The sequence below is a fragment of the Aestuariivirga sp. genome (genome assembly GCF_041738905.1).
In the GTDB taxonomy this organism is placed as follows: domain Bacteria; phylum Pseudomonadota; class Alphaproteobacteria; order Rhizobiales; family Aestuariivirgaceae; genus Aestuariivirga.
Genome location: NZ_JBGSOZ010000027.1, coordinates 1 through 20,082, shown reverse-complemented (window position 1 = coordinate 20,082; position 20,082 = coordinate 1). Strand labels below are relative to the sequence as shown.

The 20,082-nt window shown below is 61.6% G+C and carries 24 protein-coding genes and 1 other RNA gene; 13 read left to right on the top strand and 12 right to left on the bottom strand.

Annotated elements, in window-relative coordinates:
- Nucleotides 1-140: 140 nt before the first annotated feature.
- Both ACEW8Q_RS02025 and dapE read left to right on the top strand, forming a co-directional pair.
- Nucleotides 141-641, top strand: a complete 501-nt coding sequence (locus ACEW8Q_RS02025) for a DUF805 domain-containing protein (protein ID WP_373502385.1) — start codon at nucleotides 141-143, stop codon at nucleotides 639-641.
- 66 nt (nucleotides 642-707) lie between these two features.
- The gene (gene dapE, locus ACEW8Q_RS02020) at nucleotides 708-1,880 is read left to right on the top strand and encodes a succinyl-diaminopimelate desuccinylase (RefSeq protein WP_373502384.1); all 1,173 of its coding nucleotides are present in this window, start codon (nucleotides 708-710) and stop codon (nucleotides 1,878-1,880) included.
- On the opposite strand, the gene truA is transcribed toward dapE, so the two are convergent.
- The 4 genes from truA to ACEW8Q_RS02000 all read right to left on the bottom strand — a co-directional run bounded on the left by truA (nucleotide 1,859) and on the right by ACEW8Q_RS02000 (nucleotide 4,596).
- Nucleotides 1,859-2,611, bottom strand: coding sequence for a tRNA pseudouridine(38-40) synthase TruA (gene truA / locus ACEW8Q_RS02015; RefSeq protein WP_373502383.1), 753 nt, complete (start codon nucleotides 2,609-2,611; stop codon nucleotides 1,859-1,861). The genes dapE and truA overlap by 22 nt on opposite strands.
- A gap of 151 nt (nucleotides 2,612-2,762) precedes the next feature.
- Nucleotides 2,763-3,668, bottom strand: a complete 906-nt coding sequence (fmt, locus tag ACEW8Q_RS02010) for a methionyl-tRNA formyltransferase (RefSeq protein WP_373502382.1) — start codon at nucleotides 3,666-3,668, stop codon at nucleotides 2,763-2,765.
- A 4-nt stretch (nucleotides 3,669-3,672) separates the two neighbouring features.
- On the bottom strand, nucleotides 3,673-4,191 hold the full coding sequence (gene def, locus ACEW8Q_RS02005; protein WP_373502381.1) for a peptide deformylase: 519 nt from the start codon (nucleotides 4,189-4,191) through the stop codon (nucleotides 3,673-3,675).
- 45 nt (nucleotides 4,192-4,236) lie between these two features.
- On the bottom strand, nucleotides 4,237-4,596 hold the full coding sequence (locus tag ACEW8Q_RS02000; RefSeq protein ID WP_373502380.1) for a BA14K family protein: 360 nt from the start codon (nucleotides 4,594-4,596) through the stop codon (nucleotides 4,237-4,239).
- Nucleotides 4,597-4,720: 124 nt separating this feature from the next.
- Between ACEW8Q_RS02000 and ffs the strand changes: the two genes are divergently transcribed.
- From ffs to recR, 4 genes are all read left to right on the top strand, one after another.
- Nucleotides 4,721-4,817, top strand: an RNA gene (gene ffs, locus ACEW8Q_RS01995) — signal recognition particle sRNA small type.
- Between the two features lie 33 nt (nucleotides 4,818-4,850).
- A complete protein-coding gene (locus ACEW8Q_RS01990) occupies nucleotides 4,851-6,560 on the top strand; it encodes a DNA polymerase III subunit gamma/tau (protein ID WP_373502379.1) in 1,710 nt (569 codons plus the stop codon).
- Nucleotides 6,544-6,867 (top strand): YbaB/EbfC family nucleoid-associated protein, encoded by a 324-nt coding sequence (locus ACEW8Q_RS01985; RefSeq protein ID WP_373502378.1) that lies wholly within the window; start codon nucleotides 6,544-6,546, stop codon nucleotides 6,865-6,867. The genes ACEW8Q_RS01990 and ACEW8Q_RS01985 overlap by 17 nt, the downstream gene beginning before the upstream one ends.
- Entirely contained in the window at nucleotides 6,867-7,472 is a 606-nt protein-coding gene (recR, locus tag ACEW8Q_RS01980) for a recombination mediator RecR (RefSeq protein ID WP_373502377.1), read from the top strand. Before ACEW8Q_RS01985 ends, recR begins: the two co-directional genes overlap by 1 nt.
- A 26-nt stretch (nucleotides 7,473-7,498) precedes the next feature.
- Here recR and ACEW8Q_RS01975 read toward each other — a convergent pair whose 3' ends face one another.
- Complete coding sequence (locus tag ACEW8Q_RS01975; protein ID WP_373502376.1) at nucleotides 7,499-7,873, bottom strand: hypothetical protein; 375 nt, start codon at nucleotides 7,871-7,873, stop codon at nucleotides 7,499-7,501.
- Nucleotides 7,874-8,193: 320 nt separating this feature from the next.
- Here ACEW8Q_RS01975 and ACEW8Q_RS01970 point away from each other — a divergent pair, with 320 nt between their 5' ends.
- The gene (locus tag ACEW8Q_RS01970; RefSeq protein ID WP_373502375.1) at nucleotides 8,194-9,453 is read left to right on the top strand and encodes a VWA domain-containing protein; all 1,260 of its coding nucleotides are present in this window, start codon (nucleotides 8,194-8,196) and stop codon (nucleotides 9,451-9,453) included.
- A 5-nt stretch (nucleotides 9,454-9,458) separates the two neighbouring features.
- On the opposite strand, the gene ACEW8Q_RS01965 is transcribed toward ACEW8Q_RS01970, so the two are convergent.
- Both ACEW8Q_RS01965 and pip read right to left on the bottom strand, forming a co-directional pair.
- Nucleotides 9,459-10,616, bottom strand: a complete 1,158-nt coding sequence (locus ACEW8Q_RS01965) for a DNA recombination protein RmuC (RefSeq protein WP_373502374.1) — start codon at nucleotides 10,614-10,616, stop codon at nucleotides 9,459-9,461.
- A 520-nt stretch (nucleotides 10,617-11,136) separates the two neighbouring features.
- Entirely contained in the window at nucleotides 11,137-12,117 is a 981-nt protein-coding gene (pip, locus tag ACEW8Q_RS01960; protein WP_373502373.1) for a prolyl aminopeptidase, read from the bottom strand.
- Nucleotides 12,118-12,220: 103 nt separating this feature from the next.
- Between pip and mscL the strand changes: the two genes are divergently transcribed.
- From mscL to ACEW8Q_RS01930, 6 genes are all read left to right on the top strand, one after another.
- Nucleotides 12,221-12,628, top strand: coding sequence for a large conductance mechanosensitive channel protein MscL (gene mscL, locus ACEW8Q_RS01955; protein WP_373502372.1), 408 nt, complete (start codon nucleotides 12,221-12,223; stop codon nucleotides 12,626-12,628).
- A 70-nt stretch (nucleotides 12,629-12,698) separates the two neighbouring features.
- A complete protein-coding gene (locus ACEW8Q_RS01950; protein WP_373502371.1) occupies nucleotides 12,699-13,892 on the top strand; it encodes a pyridoxal phosphate-dependent aminotransferase in 1,194 nt (397 codons plus the stop codon).
- Between the two features lie 246 nt (nucleotides 13,893-14,138).
- The gene (locus ACEW8Q_RS01945) at nucleotides 14,139-14,369 is read left to right on the top strand and encodes a hypothetical protein (protein WP_373502370.1); all 231 of its coding nucleotides are present in this window, start codon (nucleotides 14,139-14,141) and stop codon (nucleotides 14,367-14,369) included.
- Between the two features lie 336 nt (nucleotides 14,370-14,705).
- On the top strand, nucleotides 14,706-15,080 hold the full coding sequence (locus tag ACEW8Q_RS01940; protein WP_373502369.1) for a DUF4112 domain-containing protein: 375 nt from the start codon (nucleotides 14,706-14,708) through the stop codon (nucleotides 15,078-15,080).
- A complete protein-coding gene (locus ACEW8Q_RS01935; RefSeq protein ID WP_373502368.1) occupies nucleotides 15,077-15,373 on the top strand; it encodes a hypothetical protein in 297 nt (98 codons plus the stop codon). Before ACEW8Q_RS01940 ends, ACEW8Q_RS01935 begins: the two co-directional genes overlap by 4 nt.
- A gap of 10 nt (nucleotides 15,374-15,383) precedes the next feature.
- A complete protein-coding gene (locus tag ACEW8Q_RS01930; protein ID WP_373502367.1) occupies nucleotides 15,384-15,674 on the top strand; it encodes an ATPase inhibitor subunit zeta in 291 nt (96 codons plus the stop codon).
- Here ACEW8Q_RS01930 and ACEW8Q_RS01925 read toward each other — a convergent pair.
- The 5 genes from ACEW8Q_RS01925 to ACEW8Q_RS01905 form a co-directional block, all read right to left on the bottom strand.
- Entirely contained in the window at nucleotides 15,671-16,306 is a 636-nt protein-coding gene (locus ACEW8Q_RS01925) for a MarC family protein (protein WP_373502366.1), read from the bottom strand. The two genes, ACEW8Q_RS01930 and ACEW8Q_RS01925, sit on opposite strands and share 4 nt — an antisense overlap.
- Nucleotides 16,307-16,355: 49 nt before the next feature.
- Entirely contained in the window at nucleotides 16,356-16,790 is a 435-nt protein-coding gene (locus ACEW8Q_RS01920) for a copper chaperone PCu(A)C (RefSeq protein ID WP_373502365.1), read from the bottom strand.
- Nucleotides 16,791-16,851: 61 nt separating this feature from the next.
- The gene (locus ACEW8Q_RS01915; RefSeq protein ID WP_373502364.1) at nucleotides 16,852-17,391 is read right to left on the bottom strand and encodes a hypothetical protein; all 540 of its coding nucleotides are present in this window, start codon (nucleotides 17,389-17,391) and stop codon (nucleotides 16,852-16,854) included.
- Nucleotides 17,392-17,688: 297 nt separating this feature from the next.
- Nucleotides 17,689-18,585, bottom strand: coding sequence for a glycine reductase (locus ACEW8Q_RS01910; RefSeq protein WP_373502363.1), 897 nt, complete (start codon nucleotides 18,583-18,585; stop codon nucleotides 17,689-17,691).
- Nucleotides 18,575-20,082 (bottom strand): trimethylamine methyltransferase family protein (locus tag ACEW8Q_RS01905; protein ID WP_373502362.1); only part of this gene is annotated, 1,508 nt, incomplete at its 5' end. The genes ACEW8Q_RS01910 and ACEW8Q_RS01905, both read right to left, overlap by 11 nt.

The following is a 20,082-nucleotide window of genomic DNA, read 5'->3' as shown; positions in this document are numbered from 1 at the left end:
AAGGCGCAGAGTACTATCATTCGGTTCACCCGCTGGGTTCTCCATGATGGCCTCATATGGTTCAGGTTAAACTGCTGATAATTATACCTGAATCGGCGCAATGCCGCCACAAATCAGTATGTCATCTGGCGAATGCGGGATTGACCAGTTTCAGCGGGCGGATCGGCCGCCAGCAATGGTGGATCGGCAGCCTCATCGTGGTGGTGGGCGCGGTGATCCTGTATTTCCTGCTGCTGCCCATTCTCGGCCTGCGGATGATTCCGGTCATGGACCCGGCTGGTGGTCCTGATGCGATAATGAGCCTGTTCCGGCGGGCGGCCATCGGCCAGCTCATCATGACGGCGATCCTTGCCTACCCGACAACGGCCCTGATGAAGAAGCGGCTCAACGACCGCAATCGTCCGGATTGGCTCGTCTATGTCTTCTGGGCGCCAACGGTCATCAGCCTGCTGCTCGGTATTACCGGCCTTGGCTTCACCACAACGGACATGGGCGGCATGATGATGCCAGCGCCGTCAGCCGTCAGCACCATTGTCGGGTTTGCAAGTCTCGCGATCGGACTGTGGGCACTGGTCGAACTCGGAATCCTGAAGGGCACGCCGGGTCCGAACCAGCACGGTCCCGATCCTGTGGCGGCCTGATAAGCGAATGACAATCATGTGCCCGGCCCCGTGGCCGGGCATTCATTTTGCGGGTATGATCTGCACATGAAAAACACTCCGACCGATCCCGTTCCGCTGCTGCAGGATCTGATCCGCTGCAAGTCAGTCACGCCCGCCGAGGGCGGAGCACTGACCTATCTTGAAAATATGCTCTCCACCCACGGCTTCACCTGCCAGCGGCTGATCTTCAGGCAGGAAGGCACGCCGGACGTCGAGAACCTCTTCGCCCGCTTCGGCACTGGCGCACCGCATCTCTGCTTCGCCGGCCACACCGACGTGGTGCCGGAAGGCCTGGTAGACAAGTGGACCTATGCCCCGTTTGCGGCCGACATTGCCGATGGCTTCATCTACGGCCGTGGCGCCTGTGACATGAAAGGATCGGTCGCGGCCTTTGCGGGCGCCGCCATCGATTTTGTGGCGACCGCGGGCAAGTTCAAGGGCTCGATCTCGTTTCTCATCACCGGCGACGAGGAAGGCCCCGCTATCAACGGCACGGTCAAGGTGCTGCACTGGATGCGTGACAATGGCCACATCCCTGACCATTGCATCGTTGGCGAGCCAAGTTGTGTGGATACGCTGGGCGACACGATCAAGATCGGCCGCCGTGGTTCCTTGAGCTTCGTGGTGACGGTCGAAGGAAAGCAGGGCCACGCCGCCTATCCCCACAAGGCCGACAACCCGGTGCCGAAGCTCGCGCGATTCATCGATCGCATCGCGTCATCGAAGCTTGATGATGGCAACGATCATTTCGACCCGTCGACGCTGGCCGTTACCTCCTTCGATGTCGGAAATCCCGCTGGCAACGTGATCCCGTCGCGGGCGCAAGCCAAGTTCAACATCCGCTTCTCGCCCGAACACAGCTTCGCCTCGCTGCGCGCCTGGGTCGATGAGAGGATCGCCGATGTGAAAGGCGAGCTTGGCGGGCAATGGTCCTACACGGCAATCGAAGGGGCCGATGCCTTTATCACGGAGCCCGGTCCTTTCGTGGGCCTCGTGCAGGATGCTGTCGAGCGCGAAACGGGCATTCTGCCGAAGCTCTCGACCAGCGGAGGCACGTCGGATGCGCGCTTCGTGAAAGACTTCTGCCCGGTCCTTGAGTTTGGCCCCACCAACGCGACGATTCACCAGACCGACGAACGCATGTCGATCGAGGAGCTTCGCGCCACGCAAGCCGTCTACGCCCGCATCATCGCGGATTATTTTTCGACCGCGTTGTAGCCGACGCGGAGAAGATAAAGCCCATCTGGCGGCGCGACGGGGCCGCATTGCGAGCGGTCGGCTGAATCCAGCGCCCGCTTCAGGTCGCGCGCGCTCCACTTGCCTTCACCGACGAGCCGCAGGGAACCCGCCATCGAGCGCACCTGATTGTGCAGGAAGGACCGCGCATCGGTGCGGATCTCGATCAACTCGCCGTAACGCGACACGTCGAGACGGTCGAGTGTCTTGACCGGGGAATTGGCCTGGCATTGCGCGGCGCGAAAGGTTGTGAAGTCATGCTTGCCGACGAGATGCTGCGCGGCTTCGTGCATCGCATCCGTGTCGAGCTCGGTGGGCAGCCACCACACCTTTCCCTTGTCGAGTGCTGGCGGGCTGCGGCGATTGAGGATGCGGTAGAGATAAAAGCGCCGCGTGGCCGAGAAGCGCGCGTGAAAGTCATCCGGCACTTCGGTCGCCTCCAGCACGCTCACCGGAAACGGCCGCACATTGCCATTCAGTGCATTCCTGAGCTTGAACGGGTCCCACGCCTTGGCGAGATCGACATGCGCCACCTGGCCCAGCGCATGGACACCCGCATCGGTGCGCCCCGCGCCATAGACCATCGAGTGCCCGCCATTGATGATGGCGACGGCGCGTTCCAGCACATCCTGCACCGAAGTGCCGCCCGCCTGGGATTGCCAGCCGGTAAAGGGCGCGCCGTCATATTCGATATCGAGGCGATAGCGTGGCATCAGCTAATATATTCCTTCTCCCCTTGCGGGAGAAGGTGCCCCGCAGGGGCGGTTGAGGGGTTGATGTGTGCGAAACGGAGCCACCCCCTCATCCGGCGCTTCTCGCCACCTTCCACCGCGAGGGTGGAAGGGAAATGGGACACCGGCCTTATCATGTCACCCTCGTTCCGGCGGCAATGCCAAAACCGCGCAGGAACGTGTCGGCATCCATCGCGCCCTTGCCCTCGCGCTGGAGCTTCAACAGGCGCAATGCGCCGGACCCGCAGGCGATGGTGAGACGGTCATCGAGAAATTGTCCCGCTTCGCCCGCAGCATCGACCGTTTCGCACAGCAGAACCTTGACGCGCGTGCCATTCATCTGGAACCACGCGCCGGGAAAGGGCGAGAGGCCGTGAATATGGTTGCGCACTTCGGCAGCAGGACTCGTGAAGTCGATCTTCGCCTCTGCCTTGTCGATCTTGCGTGCATAGGTGACGCCCTCCGAAGGCTGCGGCGTACATGCGATGCCCTCCTGCCCAAGGACCTCCACCATCAACCGCGCACCAACCTCGGCCAGTTCGTCGTGAAGTGATTGCGCTGTGGTGCGGGGTGCAATGGGAAGCCTCGCCACCTTGCACATGGGGCCGGTGTCGAGTCCTTCCTCCATGCGCATGATGGTGACGCCGCTTTCGGCGTCTCCCGCCATGATCGCGCGCTGGATGGGAGCCGCCCCCCGCCACCGCGGCAGCAGCGAGGCGTGGACGTTGAAGCAGCCGAGGCGCGGCGCATCGAGAATGGGCTTCGGCAGCAACAGGCCATAGGCGACGACGACCGCGGCATCAGGCTTGATATCTGCAAATCGGGCCTGCTCGTCCGCGCTCTTGAGCGATATCGGAACCCTCACCTCGATCCCTTGCGAGGCGGCAAAGGCGTGTACCGGCGAGGGCCGCTCCGCCATGCCGCGCCCGGCGGGCCGGGGCGGTTGCGAATAGACGCAGGCGATCTCGTGCCCGGCCCCGATCAGGGCCTTCAGCGTCTCGACCGCGAAGTCCGGCGTTCCCATGAAAATGAGGCGCATCGGCTCAGAGCTTGCCCAGCTTCTGGGCCTTCTGGAATTTCTTGACCACGCGCTCGCGCTTCAACCGCGAGATGTGGTCGATGAAGAGCACGCCATTCAGGTGGTCGATCTCGTGTTGCAGGCAGGTGGCCATCAACCCGGCCGCATGCATTTCCACGGGCTGTCCCTGACGGTCGAGGTAGCGGACTTTGACCTCGGAGGGCCTCGTCACCATCTCGTAGTATTCGGGTATCGACAGGCAGCCTTCTTCATAATCGCTCTGCGCCTCGCTCGACCAGATGATCTCGGGGTTGGCGAGAAAGATCGGCGTCTTCTCCTCTCCATCCTTCGAGAGGTCGACCACGATCGCCCGCTGCGCAATGCCGATCTGGATGGCGGCAAGCCCGATGCCTGGCGCGTGATACATGGTCTCAAGCATGTCGTCCCACAACTTGCGCGTTTGGACATCGACAGAAATGACCGGCTTCGAGATTTCGCGAAGGATCTTTTCGTCAGGCAGCGTGATGATCGGGCGGAGTGTCATGACGGGTCAGATAGTTGAGGCGGCGCCCTTGGTCAATTGAGCCGCTCAGACGCCATCGTAGGGGCTGTTGCAGCGGTAGCGCTTGTAGCCCTTGCCGACGAAGGTGTCGCTCTCGGGGTCATAGGTGCGGTAGCGGTTGGTGCACCACTCGACATGCCGGCTTCCGGAGTAGCCCCGTCCGAGATAGGCTTCCGAAGGGAGCTGGTACCAGTAGCTGCCCACGCCCGCGAGGCCCGCATGTTCGCCGGGCGTATAGTCCATCCGGGATTCGCAGTTCAGATAGTCATCGTCGCAGGTGGTCACGATGGCATAGGGCCGGGCGAGGCTCAGCGTGTATTCATGGGCCATGGCCTGCGGCGTCAGTCCCAGCGTCAGCAGGGCGGCCAGAAGAAGTGTCTTGCGCATCAGGGGCTCCAGTTCGCGGCGGACGGCGCCGGGTGTCTCTCCGTGTGAAACTGAACTTCGCCGGGCGGTTTGGCAAGAGCGTAACGCTTGCCTTTTCACCGGCAACCGCCCATATAGCGCCTCGGGAGGTTGGCGGCGGACGTGCCGCTCGCCAACCGGGTCAGGTCCGGAAGGAAGCAGCCCCAACGAGTCCGGAACGGGTTGCCCGTCCAGCCTCCCACCTCTATTCTTGAATTCCACGCGGAAGCCCGCCCATGGTCGAAACGCAAAGCGGCGCGAACGGCTACCGCGTCCTGGCCCGCAAATACCGTCCCCGGACGTTTCCTGACTTGATTGGCCAGGAGGCGTTGGTGCGCACCCTCACCAACGCGTTCGCGTCAGGCCGCATCGCGCAAGGCTTCATGCTCACCGGTGTGCGCGGCGTCGGCAAGACCACAACCGCCCGCCTCATCGCCCGCGCCCTCAACTACGGCGACAAGCCCACCGTCGACATGCCGGAGTATGGCCCCCATTGCGAGGCTATCCTCGAATCGCGCCACATGGACGTGATCGAGATGGACGCCGCGTCGAACACCGGCGTCGACAACATGCGCGAGATCATCGACAGCGTGCGCTATGCGCCCGTTCAGGCGCGCTACAAGGTCTATATCATCGACGAAGTCCACATGCTCTCGAAGAGCGCATTCAACGCCTTGCTGAAGACGCTGGAAGAGCCGCCGCCGCATGTGAAGTTCATCTTCGCCACGACCGAGATCAACAAGGTTCCCGTCACCATCCTGTCGCGCTGCCAGCGCTTCGACCTGAAGCGTCTCGATGCCGCACTGCTGGCTTCGCACTACGGCAATATCGCCGTAAAGGAAGGGGTCGAAGCCGAACCCGATGCGCTCGCTCTGATCGCCCGCGCCGCCGAAGGCTCGGTACGGGATGGGTTGTCGCTGCTCGACCAGGCCATCGCCTATGGCGAGGGCAAGGTGAGGGCAACCGACGTGGCCTCCATGCTGGGCCTGATGGACCGCTCACGCATCATCGACCTGTTCGAGGCGGTGATGGGCGGCGACCCCAAGGCGGCGATCGAGGAGATCGAGCAGCAATACCAGGGCGGCGGCGACCCGGCGACGATCCTCGGCGACCTTGCAGATTACGTGCACTGGGTCACGCGCCTCAAGGTGGTGAAGGACGGCGCACTCTCGGACACCTCGCGCACCGAAGCCGAGAAGACGAGAGGCGCCATTCACGCGCAGCGCTGTGGCATTGCCAACCTCACGCGGGCCTGGTCGATGCTGCTGAAAGGCATCCGCGAGACCGAACTTCATTCCGATCCGCTGATGGCTGCCGAGATGGTGCTGATCCGGCTCGCGCATGCGGCCGATCTGCCGGGTGCCGAGGATCTGGCAAAACTCGTGAAACAGGCCGCTCCCTCGGGTGACCGGGTGGTGCCGATCAATGCCCGTGAACTTCTGCGCGGCGGACCCGACAGCTCAGGCGATGCGCAGGCGGCCCTTGCCGCGAAACCGCAGATGGCGGCCTCGCCCGTTTCCCCGGTTGAACCGCCGCGCGCATTCTCGAGCCTTCAGGACTTGCTCGCGCTGGCCGCCGAAAAGCGCGACATCAAGTTGAAGTCAGACCTCGAAAGCCTTGTTCGCCCCATCCGCGTGGCGCCCGGCCCGTTCGAACTGGCGCTGGAGCCTCAGGCCCATCCCGGCCTCCCCGGTGAAATTGCCCGCAAGCTCGAATCCTGGACCGGAATGCGCTGGATGGTGATGGTGGCGAAGGAGGGTGGCGCCAAGCCCGTGGCCCGCCAGCGTCAGGACAGCCGCGACAGCCTGTTCCTCATGGCGCGCGAGCACCCGGATGTGCAGGCGGTCCTTAAACGCTTTCCCGGCGCCGAGATCATCGACGTCAAGGAGCCGGACGACGTGATCTTGTCCCCCAACATGAGTGAGAACGATGAAGAATCTCGGTGAGATGATGAAGCAGGTCCAGGCCATGCAGGGCCGGATGGCTGAGATGCAGGCGAAGCTGGAGCAGGCGACCGTCAATGGCCAGTCGGGTGGCGGCCTCGTCAAGGTCACGCTCAACGGCAAGGGCGCCATGACGGCACTCGCCGTCGATCCCTCGATGCTGAAGCCTGAGGAAAAGGAAATCCTTGAAGACCTCATCATCGCGGCCCACACCGACGCCAAGAACAAGGTCGAGGCGATGATGGCCGATGAAATGAAGTCGGTCACTGGCGGGTTGCCGCTACCCCCGGGCATGAAGCTGCCCTTCTGATGTCACGGCGCACGACCGGGCCCGAGATCGAGCGGCTCATCCAGCTGCTTTCGAAGCTGCCGGGGCTCGGTCCTCGCTCGGCGCGGCGTGCGGCCTTGCATCTGATCAAGAACCGCGAACGGCTGCTGATCCCCTTGAGCGCCGCCATGGAAGAGGCGCGCGATAAGGTCACCGTCTGCTCCTCATGCGGCAATGTCGATACGGTCGACCCCTGCACGCTGTGCACCGATCCGCGCCGCGACCGCAGCACAATCTGCGTCGTGGAAGAGGTGGGCGATCTCTGGGCGCTGGAACGGGCCGGCGCGTGGACAGGTCTTTACCACGTGCTCGGCGGAACGCTCTCCGCCATCGAGGGTGTGAGGCCCGAGGACCTAGCCATTGGTTCATTGATCGAGCGGGCAGGTGAAGGGCCGGTCAAGGAAGTGGTGATCGCCTTGAATGCCACGGTCGAGGGCCAGACCACCGCGCACTACATCACCGAACGCCTCAAGACGCTCGGCATTCCTGCCTCGCGTCTTGCCCATGGCGTACCTGTGGGGGGTGAACTCGACTACCTCGACGAGGGAACGCTCACCCAGGCCATCAGGGCCAGGCGCCCGCTCTAGAAGCGAGAGCCGCCCGGCGCTTTCGCTCAGGCGTGGTTGGCGCCATCGTCATGACCGCCACGGCCCTTGCCGCCCTTGCCCTTGCGGCCACCACGGTCGTCACCAGCCGGATCGTCGGCACCACGGCGGGCCATGTCCATCGGTGGGTTCTGTTCGATGATCGAGGTATGGTTGGGGCCATCGTCATGACCGCCACGGCCCTTGCCGCCTTTGCCCTTGCGGCCGCCACGATCGTCGCCAGCCGGATCATCGGCACCACGGCGGGCAAGCTCCATCGTGAAGGTCTGCGAATGTTTGGCGGCCGAGATACTGTCATCGAGGACGCTGCGGGCGAGCGCCGCCGTGCTGGTTGTCGCTGCAAGCGACATGGTGAAGGCGAGGATGATGAGGGACTTGTTCATGTGCGTTTCTCCGGGGTTGAAGTGGTTTTGATCTTTCGACCATGACCTGACCCTAACTGAAGCCAGCATCCGTCATGCTGACAGGCGGCATCAGCAATCTGTCAGACAGTGGGCAGAACGTCTGCGCCTGCGGAGGCTCGCCCCCGCACAACTCCCCGATCCGGAAAGGTCTTTCTGCATGACCTTGCCTCTCCGGCTTAACGAAGTGTCAACCATAACGACCGCGGCGGGCCGCTGCTTCTGGCTGTGGACCGTGTCTTGCTCCTGCTCTTCCAGTTGTCCGGTTCTGTTCCGGAATGAAACGCAGGAGATACGTTGTGTTGACATTCAGAAGCCTCGCCCGCCGTTTCGGTAGCTTTGCATCTCACCAGAAGGGCACCACGGCCATCACCTTTGCGCTCAGCATCGTCCCGGTCCTGCTGGCCATGGGGGCGGCAGTTGACTATGCGCGCTATTCGGTCGCCAGGACAGCCATGCAGGCCGCACTCGACTCCGGTGCCCTTGCCGTCGCCACCGCATCCTCGCTTCCTGACGCCAAGCGCGAGAAGGCAGGCAGCGATACGTTCGAGGCCAATCTCGAGAACACCGGAATCAGGCCTTCGGACGTGAACTACAGCTTCACGCTGACCGGCAACCGGGTTTCGGCTTCGGCGCGCTATCCGATGGCCTCGGGCTTCATGCAGATTGCAGGCCTGACGAATTTCGCTGTGGATGTCGAAACCGAGATCACCTTGCCCAGCGGCCGCAAGGCCGAGGTGGTTCTGGTGCTCGACTATTCGGGTTCCATGGAAGAAAAGTCCGGCGGACAGGTCAAATATGTGGCGATGAAGAACGCCGCGAAGAAACTGGTCACCGATCTCGAGACCTCCAATCCGAAGAAAATCAAGGTCGGCCTCGTGCCCTTCTCGCATCACGTGTATCTGACCATGCCGGAAAAATACATCATGGGCAAAACCGGCAGCGGCAACTGGACCGGTTGCGTCCAGGACCGGCCCCATCCCGCGAACCTGACCGACGCGACACCGGGAACCGATAACAAGACAAAATGGGGCCAGCCCTTTGCCAAGGTGCATGAAAAGCTCGGCTGCGCGGCCTATGCGCCAAACAAGCTCAAGGTTGCTCCGCTCACGGATGATTTCTCCGGTATCCGCGCCCAGCTCGAGGCCATGCGGCCCTACCAGTATACCCACATCGCGCTTGGCGCCGAGTTCGGCTATCACCTTCTCTCGCCCAACGAGCCCTTCACCGAGGGCGCGGCCTATACCGACAAGGGTGTGCGGAAGATCATGGTTCTGCTCACCGATGGCCGCCAGACCGAACCCGCCTTCGGCGATGGCAGCCGCACCGTCGGCAATGGCGAGAGCAATCTCGAAAAGATCTGTCAGAACATGAAGGACTCCGGCATCACCATCGTCACCATTGCCTTCGACCTCCGCGACAAGGATACCAGAAAGCGACTGCGCGATTGCTCCAGCAATCCGGACAAGGATTTCCATGTGGCCGAGGAAAGCAGCGACATCGCTGCCGCCTTCGAGGACATCAAGCAGCAGATCGTGGCGCAGGTCTTCATCAGCCGCTGAACACCTCAGCCGCGCTCGACAAGTTTCGGGCGCGGCGAATCGGCCGGTTCAGGCAATTCCTGTAGTTCGAGGCTCTCGATTCGCGAGGCCCGCCTGGTGATCTTGTCCGCAGAGACGCCGAGCTTCTCGAGGTCTCCCGATGCCAGCCCGAAATGCTTCTGGAGATCGGCCACCCGCTCCTTCAGCCGGGTGACATCCTCCAGCAGCCTGCCCACTTCAATCTTGATCAGGCCTGCCTGTTCGCGCATCCGCGCGTCCTTGAAGATGGCCTGCAGCGTCTGGACGAGAAGCATCAGCACATTGGGAGAGGCGATGATGACCTGCAGCCTGTGCGATTTCTGGATGACGTCCTCGAATTTCTCGTAGAGATCGGCATAGACCGACTCCGACGGCACGAACATGATGGCCGTCTCGTGAGTTTCTCCCGCGATCAGATATTTCTCCGCGATGTCGCGGACATGCTTCAGCACGTCACCGCGCAGGCGCGACTCGCATGTCTTCACCTCGGCTTCGCCGCGCGCAACCCTCAATGCATTGAAGGCTTCCAGCGGAAACTTGGCGTCGATTACCAGCTTCAGTTGAGAATCGGGAAGCGAGACCACGCAGTCGGGCCGCGTGCCGTTGCTCAATGTTGACTGGAAGGCGAACGAACTCCCCGGAAGCCCGTCGCGGATGATGGCCTCCATCCGGGCTTGCCCATAGGCGCCGCGCGACTGCTTGTTTGAAAGCATCTCCTTGAGGCCGAGCATTTCGGTGGACAGCGACGTGATGTTCTTCTGTGCCGTGTCGATGACGGCAAGACGCTCGTGAAGTTGCGACAGTGACTGGCTTGTTCGTAGCGCCTGATCGGTCATGCTGAGGCCCAGCCGTTCCGACACCTGGTCCAGCCGTTCGTCCAGCGTGGTGACGAGTTGCATCTGGCTGCCGTGGCTCTGCTCCGCCAGACTCCTCAGGGCGCCCGAGAGTTCGGCGATTCGGTATTCGAGCTCGGCGGCGCGCTGGCGCGCGGCCGAAGATTCGGACTGGCGATTGGCTTGGGCTCGCCATGAAAGGACGACGGCTGCGATCAGGAGAAAAAGCGCGAAGACGATGCCGGTAACGGCGATATCGAGAAGCCTGACGGCGGCATCGCCAATCTGCAGAACGGTCTGTTCGAGGTCCATGCGGCCAATCTTAGACCGATTCGCTCTCCAGACATGAAGTGGCCCGCCCGTACCGGCAGGGTACGGACGGGCCCATGGCCTTCACGACTCGGGACGGCGACAGGAGCCATGATGGCCAAACTGAATTGTCTTGCGGTCTTCAATTCGCAACGCCGGATATTGTTCCAGCAGTTTTGTAACATTGCGCTGAAGGCGATTGCCCCACTTGATGACCAAGAGGATGGTCCCCGATCATGGCCGTAAAGCGGGCGGACTATGACGTTTTCACGGCTGGAAATGACGCAACCCTGACGCGGAAATCAGCGCAACTTTCCCGGCTGACGCGGCTGGGAGGTCAGCTCACGGCGTTCGGTGAAGAACAGTGAAAAGCCGCGGGTCAGGCCATCGGCGAAATCGCGGAATGCGGACAGAACGATCATGGTTGCCTCGAACAGATGAAAGAGTGGTTTCTTGTTGAGGCTTATATGGCGATCAATTGTGTACAGATTGTCGTCAACATCCTGTTGCTTGGCCTGAACAGCTATGCAGAAGTTGCATGGCGGAATCGGTCCGTCACCCGCACAATGGCGTCGGTGATGCCGGGCTCGGTTGCCGTGTGTCCCGCGTCCGGAATGGCGATGAAGTCAGCCTGAGGCCATGCCCTGTGCAGGTCCCACGCTGTCCGCATGGGGGTTACGACATCGTAGCGGCCCTGGATGATGACGCCCGGAATGTCCGCGAGGCGGTGCGCGTTGGTGAGGAGCTGGCCATCCTCGGCGAAGAACCCGGCATTTCTGAAGTAGTGACATTCGATGCGCGCGAAGGCGAGCGCGAAGCGGTCTCCGCCGAAGTCCGCGACCCGCTTGTCATCCGGCAGCAGCGACAGCGTCGCGCCTTCCCATTGGCTCCATGCGCGGGCACACGCGAGCTGCGTCTGGACATCATCTCCTGTCAGCCGCCTGTGATAGGCACCGACGAGATCGTGCCGCTCTTCCGGCGGGATGGGCGCAAGGAACCCCTCCCATTGATCCGGAAACAGGGCATCAGCCCCCTTCTGATAGAACCAGTCGATCTCCCATTTGCGCACGGTGAAGATACCGCGCACGATGAGCTCGCTGACATGCTGCGGATGTGTTTGCGCATAGGCGAGCGCCAGGGTCGAGCCCCAAGATCCGCCCACCACCTGCCATCGCGTGATGCCGAGGTGATTGCGCAATTGCTCCATGTCGGCGACCAGATCCCACGTCGTGTTCTCGGCGAGTTCTGCGTGGGGTGTCGACTGCCCGCAGCCGCGCTGGTCGAACAGGATGATGCGATAGGCGTTCGGGTCATGCATTTGCCGCAGGAAGGGCGAGATGCCGCCGCCCGGCCCGCCGTGCAGAACCACCACCGGTTTTCCGGATGGATTGCCGCATTCCTCGAAATAGATTTCATGGATCGGCGAGACCCGCAGCCGGCCGCGGTTGAAGGGTTGGTTTTCGGGATAGAACGCACGGCGTATTGTCACTGCAATCGCTTCCATGTTTTGTTGTCGCACCCTTTTGCCAGAACCTTACCGATAGGTTAATGAAGATGAGGACAGTCACAACGTAAAACTGTCTCAATTGCAGAATTTGGGGGAGACCATGTGGGAAGAATTTAAAGCATTCGCCTTCAAGGGCAACGTGCTTGATCTGGCAGTCGCCGTGATCATTGGCGGCGCCTTCGGCAGGATTGTCGATGGCGTCGTGAACCTGCTGATCATGCCGATCGTCGGCGCGATCACCGGCGGGCTGAACTTCGACAACTACTTTCTGCCGCTTGCTTCGAACATCACCGCGACCTCGCTGGGTGAGGCGCAGAAGCAGGGCGCGGTTCTCGGCTATGGCGCTTTCATCACCATCGTCGTCAACTTCCTGATCATCGCCTTCATCCTGTTCCAGATCGTGAAGGCTGCCAACAAGATGAAGAAGGCCACGCCGGCAGCACCGCCTGCGGGTCCGACGCCGACAGAGCAGTTGCTTGCTGAAATCCGCGACGCGCTGAAGAAGTAAGCTTGCCGCGCAAGCCTGCCGAGAAACCCGGGTGCTGGACACCCGGGTTTCTTTTTGGCTTAAGGGCGCAATGACAATCGATCAGACTCTCGCCGCCATCACCCCGCAATCCCGCGATGAACCCGACAGCGGCATCGTCAAGGCCGCGATGTATGGCTTCACCGTGCCGGGTGTCATCCCGCTGTGGGCGGGTGAAGGAAATCTGCCGACGCCTGAGATTTTCGCTCGCCCTGCAACCGAAGCGCTGCTCAATGGTGAGACCTTCTATACCTGGCAGCGCGGCATTCCTGAATTGCGCGACGCGCTGGCCCGCTATCACCAGCGGACGTTCGGCCGGGTTTTCAGCCCCGAGAATTTCTTCGTCACCTCGGGCGGCATGCAGTCGATCCAGACCATCGTGCAGATGGTGGCGGGCGAGGGTGACGAAATCCTCATTCCCACGCCGGCCTGGCCCAATTACGGAGGCGCGCTCCGCATCCTCGGTTCAAGGCCCGTCGAGGTGCCGATGGACTTCCGCAATGGGCGCTGGATTCTCGATCTCGACCGCTTGTTCGACACGATCACGCCGCGCACCCGTGCCATCTCGCTCAACTCGCCTTCCAATCCGGTGGGCTGGACCGCAACGCTCGATGAACTCAAGGCCATCCGCGACGAATGCCGCAAGCGTGGCCTCTGGATTTTGGGAGACGAGGTCTATTCGCGTTTCTATTACGGAGAGCGCGGCGAGACCCGGGCACCGTCTTTCCTCGACATTTGCGATGACGAGGAACAGGTGCTTCTCGCCAACACATTCTCGAAGAACTGGGCCATGACGGGCTGGCGCGTGGGCTGGCTGCAGGCCCCCAAGGCGCTCGGCCCCGCGATCGAGCGCATCATCCAGGTCAATTCCAGCGGCACGCCGGCCTTCCTGCAGCGCGGCTGCGTGGCCGCCTTGGACCATGGCGATGCTTTCCTTGCCGAGCAGGTGGCCAAGGCGCGCGGCAACCGTGATCTCGTGGTGCGCATGCTGGGAGACATGCCGGGCGTTCGATTCGAGGTTCCGAAGGGGGCGTTCTACCTGTTCTTCGCCCTTGAAGGCATGACCGACGGTGACCTGACTGTTCGCCGCATCATCGACGAGGCGAAAGTGGGCTTCGCACCGGGCAGCACATTCGGCCAGGGCGGCGAAGGCTATCTTCGCATGTGCTATCTCCGCGATCCCGCAAAAATCGAAGAGGCACTGACACGGTTTGGCGACTGGCTGAAAAATCACCGCCCCTCCTGATTTGATGATTTCTTGTGCGAAAGTTTGCATAGCACAAGGGCAGGAATGATTGTCGTTAAGGCACCTTGCAACGTGAGATTATCTCAAATTCGTGAGTAGAAACAAAGGAATGTAAAATAATCCAAGTGGCTTTCAAATTTGGCATCGGCATTGCTAGGTATGTTGCAACGCAAACGTCTGTCTTGGGTCCTCCCATTCTCAGGTTAGAGTACTCGTTGCGTCTTGGCCCGGTGTGAACCGGCGGCCATGTTCGGGGTGAACGGCTTCTGGTTGCTGCTGTTCACCCCTTTTTTTGTCCTGATTCTCCCCCAGGCCAGCCGTCTGAAAAGCAGGCGGCACCTTTGTGATGATGCCTTTCCGTGCGCTGCACTGCACAATGGAATGGCAATCCGCGAGCAGGCCAATTTGCTGATCCCTTGCCAACCTGAAAATATATCGTTTATTTTCAATAATTTAAAAAATAATATGGATCACTGATACATCTGGCATCTTCATTGCTATGCATGTTGCATCGCAATCGTCTGTCTTGGGTCCTCCCATTCTCAAGTTAGAGTACTCGTTGCGACTTGGCAGGCCGGCACGTTCCGGTGGCCATTCGGGGGTGAGCGGTTTCTGGTTGCTACCGTTCACCCCTATTTTTTCTTCCGACCGTCCCATGACACAGATTTAACCCGTTCACGGACTTGTGCGGCGCGAAGACGTATCCACATGTGCAGTACTGGGTCCGGGCCCCTCTGGCAGTCTCAACACCTGCGATGTCGGACTCTTCCACCTTGAAGGCATGACAGCCGCAATCTGGGAGACGTTGTGACAATGTACCGTTCCGCCACCATCCCGCTTGATCTCACACGCGAAGGGACCATCGAGCGCCTCGAATGGCTCGCCTGGTTCACCGATTCCGCCATCCGCATTCCCGGAACCTCGCGCACAGTGGGTGCGGACGGTCTTCTCAGCGTCGTGCCGGGCGCAGGCAGCCTGTTTGGCGCTGGTCTCTCGCTCTATGTCGTCGCCGAAGCCTTCCGCCATGGCGCGCCGCCAGCACTTCTTGCCCGCATGGGGCTGAACGTGACCGCTGACACAGCCCTGGGCGCCATTCCGGTCGTGGGCTTCCTGTTCGACTTCGTCTTCAAGGCCAACCAGCGCAACCTCAATCTCTTGCGCGAACATCTGAAGGACACCACGCGATGAAAACCCTGATCTGGATCTGCACCGCAGTACTTCTAGCGCTGTGGTCGGCCATCGCCTGGGCGGCGCATGGGCTGATCGGCGTCGGCGGCAGCCTCGTCGCCACCAATGCCGATGTCGTGCCCGTCGATCCCCTGCTGGTCGAGTGGGCCTCGTGGCTCGCGACCGTTGGAACCGGGGTCGGCGAGTGGCTGGTCATCGCCATCTGGGCCATCGTCTCGGCGGTGATCCTTGCCCTGGGCTTCATTGCCACACGCCTCGTGCCGCGGCTGAAGCCCGCATTTCAAAACCGTTGAGGAGTAACCTATGTCTTTTGACGATATCGAAGTTCACACCGACGGACAGGTGGTTGCCCGCCGCAACATGCGGCTGGGCCTCTGGGCCGGCATGCGGCTTGGCCTGCGCGGCGAAAAACTCGAGGACTATGCCCGAGACGTAATGGACACCGACTACATCGTGCCGGGTCCGGCCGATGTGATCGCCAAGATCAGGAGTGACTTCGACAAGCATGGCGTCGACTTCCCGTCCGATCTGATCGGGCTCGAACTGCAGCGCATCGAACGCCAGGTTCGGAGCGAGCTGCTGGCGACCGATTAGGCCGCCGTGCGTGCAAGCGCGACGACGCCGTCGATCACGAACTGAACCGCGAGGGCCGCAAGGATGATGCCGAGCAATCTGGTCATCACCGCGCGGCCTGTGATGCCCATGAGCTTGGAAATCCTCTCCGCCATGATGAAGCATATGAAGCACCCAGCCATCACGAGTGCTGCCACCACATAGAGCGAGACCAGATATTCCATGCGGCCTTCGGCGCGGCCCGCAAGCAGGATCATCGCGGTGATGGCGCCCGGCCCCGCCATGAGCGGAATGGCAAGCGGGAAGGCGGCGATGTTCTTCACATGATCGACGCTGATGGCCTGCTCGGCTGTGGCCTGAAGCCGCTGGCTGCGGCGGTCGAAGACCATTTCAGCGGCGGCTGACAGAAGCAGCAACCCGCCCGCGATGCGGAAGGCCGAGAGCGAGATGCCAAGAAGGTCGAGCAGCTTGGCGCCGCCCAGTCCCGCCGCCAGCAGGATGCAGAAGGCGATGATGGCGGCCCGAAGCGCCACTTCGCGCCTCTGCGCCTGGCCCATGCCATTGGTGATGCCGAGGAACAGCGCGCTGAGGAACACCGGGTCGGCGACGACCAGCAAAGTGGCGATGGCGGAGGTGATGTAGTCAGACAGCATCTGCGGACGTTATCACCGGCCTTGCTGTCTTGCCATCGCCAAGGAAGAATCAGTGCGCGGGGTCGATCATGAAGTCGATCGAGACCGTGCCCGCCCTCTCGAAAATCAATTCACCCGGAATGACGTTCATGTCCGGCTCCAGAGATTCGGTGATGCCGCTCAAGAGCAGGCACCAGCCGTGCCGCAAATCGACCGTCTTTCCAGGGGCGATCTCGATTCGCTGGGACACGTTCGTTGCAGGGCCGGACGCCGTCAGCCTCACCGAATTCGCGGCGCGGATGCGCGCGCCCAGAAGCACCTCGGTCGCGCCACCATGATTTCGGATCGTCACATGCGCGCAAGTCGAATCCACCATCGCATGTGGCGCCATGATGGCAGGGTGGATGATCTCGAGATCACCACGCCTGATGGTGTGAGCCGCTCCAGGTCCTGCGACGGCAATCGCCATGACTGCCGAGAACGCAAGCCACCGCACTGAATGCATCAAGGATCCGGTCTGCATGGAAAGCGCGGCGGCGCGGGGGCGTGGCGCCGCCGCGGCCTCTCTACTTGATCGGGATCATCAAGTGCGCATAGGGCGTGCCGGCCCACATGATGTAGGGCTTGCTGGTATCGGGATTTGCATCATCGGGATATCCCGCCATCATGTCGGTGGCATTCATCACCATCACGTGCGGGCCGGTCTTGATCCAGTTGTTGCCCTCGCTTGGCGCAGTGGCATAGGGGTCAGTGTTGCTGGCGTCGGTGCCGCCCTCAAGCATGTACATGAAGCCGACCTTTCCCTTGGCGGGTTCCGTCTTGCCGATCCACGCCATGGCCCATTCCATCGCGTTGGTATCGCCGCACATCGGGTCCGGGCCAGGCGTCGCCGGACTGTCCGGCATGCACCACCAGCCGTTGCTTCCTTCCCGGAGCGTGCGCATGCCGCCCTTCTCATCGACGGCGTAGATGGCGGCCTGCGAACTGAGGGCTGCCGGAGCAGCGGATTCCGCACTCTTGATCATGTCCGCGTCGGCATCGGCACGGGCAGTCTGAATGCTGCCGACAAGCAAGATCGAGGCACCAAGCAATGCAAGCGTCTTCATCTTCACTCTCCTGTGGTTTGACGAACGCAAAGAAATCATACTCCGGCGGTTGCTGCCGGTCCGGATCGTTGCGAATTCATGAAGCGCCGTGACGTGCCAAGCATACCGCACCGCCGTCACGGCGTTGATCGTCTTCCCACGAAAGCAATTTCTGATGCGCAATGCTTCATGCGGTTGTCCTCTCAAGCTGCCATAGGCACGGTTGAAGGGTCAGCATGTCGTTCGCCCGGCGTAGTTGCAAGGTTCGGCAAAATAACCAATATAAATTATAATAACTTGAATGTCAACCGATGGTAATCAAGTCGCCTCACGGACCTTCCGGGCTTCGGATTTATTGCGGTCGAAGTCGGCCTTTCGCCGCGCGATCTCCTCCGGAGAGAGAAGCGCAATGTTGCTGTAATCCAGTTTCCAGCTGTGGTCGTCGCTCCACATAAGAGGTGACATCACCGTGGCGCGAGGATTTCTCGCGTTTTCGAGCAGACCGAGGGCAAGTGAAAGGGTTAAGTCCTGCGAGGCCTGATCGTGGGGTTTCCCTGCGGCGTTGCCGAGCGGAAAGTCGCTGAACAGCAATCGCGGCACGCCGACGTGTTCCACAATGTCGAGGGCACATCCCATGATCAAGGTTGCAATCCCTGCAGCTTCGAGCGCGCGCGCAGCAAGCGCCACGCTCTGATGACAGACCGGGCAATTGGGGACGAGCACCGCCGCGTCGGCGTTCTCTGCCTTCGCAAGGGCCACCAGCTCCACGCAATCTGTCTCGATCGTCGTGCGCTGGCTGCGATTGGTTGGCAATCCGGCGAAACGCGTCGTGATCGCCCCGATTGCACCTCTGGCGAGAGCGCGCCGCAAGGCGGGCAGGGGGAAATAGCTGTTCTGGTCTTCCGCCGTCGTATGTGCGCGGTCGATGGAGACATGCGAGATGCGGAGGTCGGGGTCCGGCGCGGTCTCCATTGCATAGACGCGGTAGAACTTGGCGGCGGCATTGTAGGAGGCACCCGGCCCCTGGTCGCCCTTGTCCGGCTGGAAGGGTGCCGCTGTGGTGACCAGCAGCACGCGCGACTGGTTCAGCGGCTTGCTCAAGGGATGGAAGGACACGTCGTTGAAATGCGCCCATTGATAGGGCTCGCCATATCCAAGCGCCTGATAGTAGCCGCGGATGCGGGAGAGATAGGGAATTGGCGCTTCAGCTGACACTGTTCGGCAATTCCTCCTCGCGCCTGGCGATGAAATCCCTCAGTCCCTCGGCAATGCCCTCATCGAGCTTCGGTTCCTCATAGGCAGCCAGCATGGCGCGCGCCTTGTCGCGCCCGCGCGTGTCGTGATCCTTCGCGCCCTCCGCCGACCATTGCTCGAAGGAGTTGAAATCCATGATGGATGGAATGAAGAAGGCCTTCTCAAAATGGTCGAGCGTGTGCTGCGTGCCGAGGAAGTGCCCGGCAGGCCCCACTTCGCGAACCGCCGCCATCGCTTCCTTGAAGTCCGCGAATGACAGGCCGCCAGCGTATTTGTACCAGCCGACAAGCTGCTCGGCATCGGTGACGAATTTCGAGTAGCCGCAGCACAGCCCGGCCTCAAGCCAGCCCGCTACGTGCCAGATGTAATTGGCGCCCGCGAGGATCGCGGCATGCATCAGCATGTTCGCTTCGTATCCGGCCTGCGCGTCATTGAGCTTCGACCCCACATGGAAGCCCGACGTGCGCCACGGCAGTTTGTATTTCCGGGCAAGCGCACCCATCAGGAACATCATTTGGGCCGCCTCGGGCGTTCCGCCCATCGGCGCACCCGTCTTCATGTCGACGGTCACCATGAACTGGCCGTAGATCTGCGGAGATCCGGGCCTGATGAACTGCGTGAAGGCGACGCCCGCCAGGGCTTCCGCATTGACTTGCGCTACGGCGCCCACGGCAGAGGCCGTGGTCGAAGCGCCGCACAGCGCGAATGGCGCGAGGATCAGCGGCTGGTTGTGCCTGGCATAGACCCTCATCGCATCCAGCATGGTGGAATCCCACACCAGCGGTGAATTGCAGTTGGTGATCGAGACGGCAACGGTGTTGTCCTTCACGTAGTCTTCGCCGAACACGATTCCCGCCATCTTCATCACATCCTCGGCGCGCTCCTTCGAGGTGACGATGCCCATGAAGGGCTTGTCGGAATGCTTGAGCGCGGAATGGATGATGTGGAGATGCCGCTTCGGCACCGGAATTTCCATCGGCTCGCAGATGATGGAGCTCGACGAATGCAGCGCAGGCGACATGTATGCCAGCTTGTGCAGGTTGTTGAGGTCTTCCAGCGAGCCGTAGCGCCGGTTGTTGTCGAGGTCGCGCACATAGGGAGCGCCATACATCGGCACAAAGACGGTGTTCTTGCCGCCGACCTTCACCGTGCGCTCCGGATTGCGCGCATTGAGCGTGAACTCCGGCGGCACCTTGGAGACGAGATCCATCAGCAAGGCGCGGTCGATGTAGACGCGCGTCCCGATGACCTTGGCGCCGGCCGCCTTCCACATCGAGATTGCTTCGTCGTCGCGGAACTCGCATCCAACCTCTTCGAGGATCTTGAGCGATTCCTCGTGGATCAGCTCCACGGCTTCATCCGGCACCAGATTGTAGACCGGAATTTCCCGGACGAGGGTGGGGAACGAGGCCATGGGCGCACCCCGGAGCGCGCGCCGCCCCTCGCGGCCGCCGCTGC

Excerpts from the sequence above, each read along its gene's own strand:
- dapE (WP_373502384.1), top strand. The coding sequence starts at position 708 with ATGAAAAACACTCCGACCGATCCCGTTCCGCTGCTGCAGGATCTGATC.
- truA (WP_373502383.1), bottom strand. The coding sequence starts at position 2,611 with ATGCCACGCTATCGCCTCGATATCGAATATGACGGCGCGCCCTTTACC.
- fmt (WP_373502382.1), bottom strand. The coding sequence starts at position 3,668 with ATGCGCCTCATTTTCATGGGAACGCCGGACTTCGCGGTCGAGACGCTG.
- def (WP_373502381.1), bottom strand. The coding sequence starts at position 4,191 with ATGACACTCCGCCCGATCATCACGCTGCCTGACGAAAAGATCCTTCGC.
- ACEW8Q_RS02000 (WP_373502380.1), bottom strand. The coding sequence starts at position 4,596 with ATGCGCAAGACACTTCTTCTGGCCGCCCTGCTGACGCTGGGACTGACG.
- ACEW8Q_RS01990 (WP_373502379.1), top strand. The coding sequence starts at position 4,851 with ATGGTCGAAACGCAAAGCGGCGCGAACGGCTACCGCGTCCTGGCCCGC.
- ACEW8Q_RS01985 (WP_373502378.1), top strand. The coding sequence starts at position 6,544 with ATGAAGAATCTCGGTGAGATGATGAAGCAGGTCCAGGCCATGCAGGGC.
- recR (WP_373502377.1), top strand. The coding sequence starts at position 6,867 with ATGTCACGGCGCACGACCGGGCCCGAGATCGAGCGGCTCATCCAGCTG.
- ACEW8Q_RS01975 (WP_373502376.1), bottom strand. The coding sequence starts at position 7,873 with ATGAACAAGTCCCTCATCATCCTCGCCTTCACCATGTCGCTTGCAGCG.
- ACEW8Q_RS01965 (WP_373502374.1), bottom strand. The coding sequence starts at position 10,616 with ATGGACCTCGAACAGACCGTTCTGCAGATTGGCGATGCCGCCGTCAGG.
- pip (WP_373502373.1), bottom strand. The coding sequence starts at position 12,117 with ATGGAAGCGATTGCAGTGACAATACGCCGTGCGTTCTATCCCGAAAAC.
- mscL (WP_373502372.1), top strand. The coding sequence starts at position 12,221 with ATGTGGGAAGAATTTAAAGCATTCGCCTTCAAGGGCAACGTGCTTGAT.
- ACEW8Q_RS01950 (WP_373502371.1), top strand. The coding sequence starts at position 12,699 with ATGACAATCGATCAGACTCTCGCCGCCATCACCCCGCAATCCCGCGAT.
- ACEW8Q_RS01945 (WP_373502370.1), top strand. The coding sequence starts at position 14,139 with ATGTTCGGGGTGAACGGCTTCTGGTTGCTGCTGTTCACCCCTTTTTTT.
- ACEW8Q_RS01940 (WP_373502369.1), top strand. The coding sequence starts at position 14,706 with ATGTACCGTTCCGCCACCATCCCGCTTGATCTCACACGCGAAGGGACC.
- ACEW8Q_RS01935 (WP_373502368.1), top strand. The coding sequence starts at position 15,077 with ATGAAAACCCTGATCTGGATCTGCACCGCAGTACTTCTAGCGCTGTGG.
- ACEW8Q_RS01930 (WP_373502367.1), top strand. The coding sequence starts at position 15,384 with ATGTCTTTTGACGATATCGAAGTTCACACCGACGGACAGGTGGTTGCC.
- ACEW8Q_RS01925 (WP_373502366.1), bottom strand. The coding sequence starts at position 16,306 with ATGCTGTCTGACTACATCACCTCCGCCATCGCCACTTTGCTGGTCGTC.
- ACEW8Q_RS01920 (WP_373502365.1), bottom strand. The coding sequence starts at position 16,790 with ATGCATTCAGTGCGGTGGCTTGCGTTCTCGGCAGTCATGGCGATTGCC.
- ACEW8Q_RS01915 (WP_373502364.1), bottom strand. The coding sequence starts at position 17,391 with ATGAAGACGCTTGCATTGCTTGGTGCCTCGATCTTGCTTGTCGGCAGC.